7 protein-coding genes and 1 pseudogene are annotated in these 5,403 nt (G+C 72.0%); 7 read left to right on the top strand and 1 reads right to left on the bottom strand.

The window, feature by feature from the left end:
* The 5 genes and pseudogenes from ABYE80_RS16400 to ABYE80_RS16380 form a co-directional block, all read left to right on the top strand.
* Window positions 1-226: pseudogene (locus tag ABYE80_RS16400) on the top strand (hypothetical protein); the annotation flags it as partial.
* 37 nt (window positions 227-263) lie between these two features.
* Complete coding sequence (gene rsmB, locus ABYE80_RS16395) at window positions 264-1,457, top strand: 16S rRNA (cytosine(967)-C(5))-methyltransferase RsmB (RefSeq protein ID WP_372791380.1); 1,194 nt, start codon at window positions 264-266, stop codon at window positions 1,455-1,457.
* A 9-nt stretch (window positions 1,458-1,466) separates the two neighbouring features.
* Window positions 1,467-1,691 carry a zinc-ribbon domain-containing protein gene (locus ABYE80_RS16390; RefSeq protein WP_372791379.1) on the top strand — a complete coding sequence of 75 codons (225 nt, stop codon included), beginning with the start codon at window positions 1,467-1,469 and terminating at the stop codon, window positions 1,689-1,691.
* Between the two features lie 13 nt (window positions 1,692-1,704).
* Window positions 1,705-2,358, top strand: coding sequence for a ribulose-phosphate 3-epimerase (gene rpe / locus ABYE80_RS16385; RefSeq protein WP_372791378.1), 654 nt, complete (start codon window positions 1,705-1,707; stop codon window positions 2,356-2,358).
* 30 nt (window positions 2,359-2,388) lie between these two features.
* Window positions 2,389-3,219 (top strand): class I SAM-dependent methyltransferase, encoded by an 831-nt coding sequence (locus ABYE80_RS16380; RefSeq protein ID WP_372791377.1) that lies wholly within the window; start codon window positions 2,389-2,391, stop codon window positions 3,217-3,219.
* An 11-nt stretch (window positions 3,220-3,230) separates the two neighbouring features.
* Here the strand turns inward: ABYE80_RS16380 and ABYE80_RS16375 are convergent, their stop codons facing one another.
* On the bottom strand, window positions 3,231-3,896 hold the full coding sequence (locus ABYE80_RS16375) for an MBL fold metallo-hydrolase (RefSeq protein ID WP_372791376.1): 666 nt from the start codon (window positions 3,894-3,896) through the stop codon (window positions 3,231-3,233).
* 82 nt (window positions 3,897-3,978) lie between these two features.
* Here ABYE80_RS16375 and ABYE80_RS16370 point away from each other — a divergent pair, with 82 nt between their 5' ends.
* Together ABYE80_RS16370 and ABYE80_RS16365 are read left to right on the top strand one after the other, a co-directional pair.
* Window positions 3,979-4,677 carry an ABC transporter ATP-binding protein gene (locus tag ABYE80_RS16370; protein WP_372791375.1) on the top strand — a complete coding sequence of 233 codons (699 nt, stop codon included), beginning with the start codon at window positions 3,979-3,981 and terminating at the stop codon, window positions 4,675-4,677.
* A 12-nt stretch (window positions 4,678-4,689) separates the two neighbouring features.
* A partial coding sequence (locus ABYE80_RS16365) for an ABC transporter permease (protein WP_372791374.1) occupies window positions 4,690-5,403 on the top strand: 714 nt, incomplete at its 3' end.

Below are 5,403 nucleotides of genomic sequence, written 5' to 3'. Positions count from 1 at the left end.
TCCCGACGAGCAGTGGGGCGAGGTGGTCACCGCGGTCGTGCAGATGAAGCCCGGGCACGACGAGCTCGACCCCGCGGAGGTCCGTGCCGTCTGCAAGGAGAAGCTGGGTCCCGTCAAGGCGCCCAAGCAGGTGATGTTCCGTGAGCTGCCCCGCTCGCCCGCAGGGAAGGTGCTCAAGCGCGCCCTGCGTGACGAGTACTGGCAGGAGGCGGGCCGGGCGGTCTGAGCCCGCCGAGATCCACCGGCGCGCTACGGTGCGCGCCGTGTCAGCGGTCACGCCAGCACGCGCGACCGCCCTGCGGGTCGTGCGTCGCGTCTTCGAGCAGGGCGCCTACGCCGACCGTGCCCTGCGTGCGGAGGCGGAGGGCCTGGAGCCGCGTGAGCGCGCGCTCGCCAAGCGCTTGGTCTTCGGCGTGGTGCAGCGCAAGGGGACCCTGGACTGGATCGTCGCCCGGCACGCGAAGGGCCGCCTGGACCCGGCGGTGCGCGCGTCGCTGTGGCTCGGCCTCGAGCAGCTCCTGTACCTCGACGGGATCGCGGCCCACGCGGCGATCTCTGAGAGCGTGGAGCTCGCGAAGCCCAGCCCGGGTCACAAGGTCGTCAACGCGATCCTGCGCAAGGTCCAGCGGGAGGGGGTGGACCTGCCGTCCGACGACACCCCACAGGGCGCGGCGGTCCGCCACTCCCACCCGGAGTGGCTGGTGCGGCGCTGGTGGCAGGAGCTGGGCGCCGAGGAGACCCGCGCCCTGCTGGCGGCCAACAACGCGCCGGCCGAGCTGTCGCTGCGGGTGAACACCCTGGTCGCGGTCGACCCGGCCGAGCTTCCGCCCGGGCGCCGCGAGGACGACGCGCTCGTCCTGGACGGGCCCTTCGACGTGGCCGGATCGCCGCTGTTCGCCGCGGGCGCGATCACGCCCCAGTCCCGTGCAGCCCAACGGGTCTCCCGGTTCGTCGACCCGCAGCCCGGGGAGCGTGTCCTGGACCTGTGTGCCGCGCCAGGCGGCAAGACCACCCATCTCGCCGCGCTCATGGGCGGCCGGGGCGAGATCGTGGCGATCGAGCAGCACGCGGGCCGTGCCGGGGCGCTCCAGCGCACCTGCGCGCGCATGCGGGCCGACAACGTGACCGTGGTGGTCGCGGACGCCTCGCGCTTCCAGACCGACAGGCCGTTCGACCGGGTGCTCGCCGACCCGCCGTGCTCGGGCCTCGGGACGCTGCGCACCCACCCCGACCTGCGCTGGCGGGTCACCGAGGACCTGATCGCGAGGCTCGCGGTTCTCCAGGACGAGATCCTGCGCTGCGCCCGCGGGGCGCTGCGACCCGGTGGGACGCTCGTGTACTCGACCTGCACGATCTCGCGCGCGGAGGAGCGGCTGCGCGGCGACGAGCGGTTCCAGACGCTGCCGCACCGGGACGGGACGGACGGCTTCTACGTCGCTCGTGAGCGGCGGGCGTAGGCTGCGCCCATGTCGCAGGAGTGGACCATCGGACCGTCGTGCCCGCACTGCCGCGAGCCGTGGCTGCGGCCCACCGCGCTGCCGGGGCGGTACCGGTGCGCGTCGTGCCTGCACCGCTTCGAACTGCGTTCCGTGTGCCCGGACTGCGGCGAGCACTCGACGATCGTGCGTATGAGCACGACCGCGATCGTCGCGTGCAGCCACTGCGGGGCGTCGATGCTCGCCGAGGTCTGATCCACTACCGGTCGTGAGCTCCATCCAGATCGCCCCGTCCATCCTGTCCGCGGACTTCGCGCGGCTCGAGCAGCAGGTCGCCACGGTCATCGAGGCCGGGGTCACCTGGATCCACGTCGACGTCATGGACGGCGTGTTCGTCCCCCCGATCACGATGGGGCCGATCGTGGTGCAGGCCCTGCGGGCGGCGTTCGGGGACCGGATCGTCCTGGACTGCCACCTGATGATCGACCGGCCCGAGCGGCAGGTCGATGCCTTCGCGCAGGCGGGCGCCGACGTCATCACCTTCCACGCGGAGGCGACGGCCCACAGCCACCGCGTCGTGCAGGCGATCCGCGAGCACGGTGTCAAGGCGGGGATCGCGGTCTGTCCCGGGACGCCGCTGCAGGTCTTCGAGGAGGTCGATGTCGACCTCGCCCTGTGCATGACCGTCAACCCGGGGTGGGGCGGTCAGCCGTTCATCCCGACATCGCCCGCGAAGATCGAGCGCCTGCGGTCGATCATCGGCCCCGACGTCGCGCTCGAGGTCGACGGCGGTGTCGACGCGACCACGGCGCCGAAGGTGGTCCGCGCGGGAGCCACCCACCTCGTCGCCGGGTCCGCGGTCTTCGGCAAGGACGACCCTGCCGGCGCCGTCCGCGAGATCGCCGACGCGGCCCGGTTGTAACCCGGCGGTCGGCCCGCGACACTGCGTCGCATGGCCGACCCACCGACCGACGAGATCCTGCAAGACCTCAAGCAGCGCGCACGTCAGACCTGGGCTGCCGGGCACTTCGACGCGGTGGTGGACCACATCTTGCCGGCCGGCGAGGACGTGGTCCGCGCGGCCGGGATCACCGACGGGCAGACCGTGCTCGACATCGCTTGCGGCTCGGGCAACGCGACCGTGCCCGCGGCGCTGACGGGCGCGACCGTGACCGGCCTCGACCTGACCCCCGAGCTCTTCGACGACGCACGCCGGCGGGGCGCGGCGGCGGGGGTCCGCTTCGAGCTCGTGGAGGGGGACGCCGAGGCCCTGCCGTTCCCGGACGAGAGCTTCGACGTCGTCATCTCGACCTTCGGCATCATGTTCGCGCCCCGGCACGCGGTGGCCGCGGCGGAGGTGGTCCGGGTGCTGCGGCCGGGGGGTCGCTTCGCACTGGCCTGCTGGACCCCGGACGGCTACGTGGGGGACATGTTCAGGACGGTCGGCGGGTTCCTGCCCGCGCCCCCGGACTTCGTGCAGCCGCCGCCGCTCTGGGGGGATCCCTCCCACGTCCGCGAGCTGTTCGCCGATCATCCGGTCGAGCTCGATCTCGCCTCGCGGGCGATCACCTGGCGGTTCGAGAGCGCCGCGGACTACGTCGAGGAGTTCGCCGCCGACTTCGGTCCTCTGGTCATGGCTCGCGCCGCCCTCGAGCCGCAGGACCGCTGGGGCGCGTTGATCGCGGCCCTCACGGACGTCGTCGTGCGCAGGAGCACCCCGGCGGACGACGGCGCCATGCACCTCGATGGCGCCTACCTGCTCACGACCGGCCGCAAGATCTGAGCGGAGGCGCGTCAGACGCTGCGGCAGAACTCCACGAACCGCTTCGTGTCGGTCCACACCGGACCGTGGCCGACGCCGACGACGCGCGGCTCGAGCTCGCCGAGCCGACGGATCGAGCGCCGGTTCTCCTGCGGGTCCGGCGTGAAGATCCCGAGCGGCTCGCGCGGGCCGCGGGGGAACATCATCAGCGAGTGCTGGGTGTTCAGCACGTCACCGGCGATGAGCACGCGGTCGGACGCGCGCCAGAAGCAGACGTGCCCCGCCGAGTGCCCCGGGGTGTGCAGCACCTCGAACCCGCCGACGTTGTCGCCCTCACCGATCGTGCGGTCGACCCGGTGAGCGGGGCCCGTGAAGATCTTGTCCATCACGGTGTTGAGCGGGTGGGACGGCTGGCGCGCGCGGATGAGGGACGGATCCTCGACGGCGTCCGCGTCCGCCTCGTGCACCCACAAGGGAATGCCCAGCGCGTCGCAGACGGCGTGCGACGAGCCCTGATGATCGGGGTGGGCGTGGGTCAGGGCGTGGGCGTCGATCGTGCGGCCGCGCAGTGCCTTCAGGATCCGCTTGCTGTCCATCTTGCCCATCGCGTCGACCAGCACGTCCCCGAGGACGAAGCAGTTGACGCCGTAGGGCGGAAATCCGGTGATGAGGTGGACGTCGGGGGCGATCTCGCGCATCGCGCCAGCCTATGCGACGTGGGTGACCCCTAGGGGCAACCCCGCATGGGCGGTCGGCGCGGCATCTGCAAGAGTCCGTCGCATGTCCCACGCCCCTCTCGTGTCCGCCCAGGACCTGACCCGACAGTACGGCGAAGGCGAGGCCGCCGTGCACGCCCTCGCCGGCGTCACCGCCGAGTTCCCCGCCGGCGAGTTCACCGCGATCATGGGCGCGTCCGGCTCCGGCAAGTCGACGCTCATGCACTGCCTCGCGGGCCTCGACCGCCCGACCAGCGGCACGGTGACCCTGGACGGGGTCGAGATCACCACCCTGGACGACAACAAGCTGACCGCGCTGCGTCGCGACAAGATCGGCTTCATCTTCCAGTCGTTCAACCTCGTGCCGGTCCTGACGGCGGGGGAGAACATCGAGCTGCCGTTGACGATCGCGGGCCGGGAGCCCGACCGGGAATGGATCGAGCAGCTGGTGGACGTCGTCGGGCTCGGCGACCGCCTGACGCACCGCCCTGCCGAGCTCTCCGGCGGGCAGCAGCAGCGGGTCGCCGTCGCGCGAGCCCTCGCGGCCAGGCCCGCGATCATCTTCGCGGACGAGCCGACCGGCAACCTGGACTCCAAGAGCTCCGCGGAGGTCATGCAACTCCTGCGGCGGTGCGTCGACGAGTTCGGGCAGACGATCGTGATGGTCACCCACGACGCCGGGCACGCCCAGGTCGCCGACCGGCTGCTGACGCTCTCGGACGGCCAGATCGTGGCCGACGAGCGCATCGCCGTCGCGGTCTAGGGAGTCAAGACCATGCGCAAGGTCGCACTCCGCGGGCTGTTCGCCCGGAAGACCAGGCTCGTGCTGACCGCCCTCGCGGTGGCTCTCGGCGTCACGCTGATCGCCGGAACCTACGTCTTCACCGACACGATCAACGGGTCGTTCGACCGCATCTTCACCGCCGCCTACGAGAAGACCGATGTCGCGGTGACGCCGAACACCGACGTCGAAGCCGACGACTTCCAGTCGGTCGACCCCATCCCGGCGGAGGTGCTCGATCGCATCAAGGCGGTCCCGGAGGTTGCGGCCGCATCGGGGTCGGTGTTCGACGCCGCCGGGTCGATCCTGGACAAGCAGGGCGACCGGGTCTCGGCCGGGGCACCGAACTTCATCGCCTCCATCCAGGACATCGATCGGTTCGAGACGTTCACCGTCGCCGACGGCCGCCTGCCGCGGACGGCGGAGGAGGTCGCCATCGATCGCTCGACCGCCAAGCGCAAGGACTTCGAGGTCGGCGACACCGTGGTCGTCGTGTCGCAGAAGCCCGCAAAGCGCTACCGGATCGTCGGGCTCGTGGGGCTCGTCGGCACCGACAACTACGGCGGTGCCGCGGTCGCGCTGATGACGTTGCCCGAGGCGCAGCGCATCAGCGGGAAGGACGGGGCGTTCGACCAGATCGACGTCGCCGCCGAGCCGGGCACGTCCCCGTCGGAGCTGCGGGACGCCGTCCGCGCCGCGGTGCCGGCC

The organism is Paraconexibacter sp., assembly GCF_041602235.1.
GTDB lineage: Bacteria > Actinomycetota > Thermoleophilia > Solirubrobacterales > Solirubrobacteraceae > Paraconexibacter.
This window is presented reverse-complemented; position numbering and strand designations above follow the sequence as displayed.

Coding starts and splice junctions, on each gene's coding strand:
- ABYE80_RS16375 (WP_372791376.1), bottom strand. CDS start 3,896: ATGCGCGAGATCGCCCCCGACGTCCACCTCATCACCGGATTTCCGCCC.
- ABYE80_RS16390 (WP_372791379.1), top strand. CDS start 1,467: ATGTCGCAGGAGTGGACCATCGGACCGTCGTGCCCGCACTGCCGCGAG.
- ABYE80_RS16370 (WP_372791375.1), top strand. CDS start 3,979: ATGTCCCACGCCCCTCTCGTGTCCGCCCAGGACCTGACCCGACAGTAC.
- ABYE80_RS16380 (WP_372791377.1), top strand. CDS start 2,389: ATGGCCGACCCACCGACCGACGAGATCCTGCAAGACCTCAAGCAGCGC.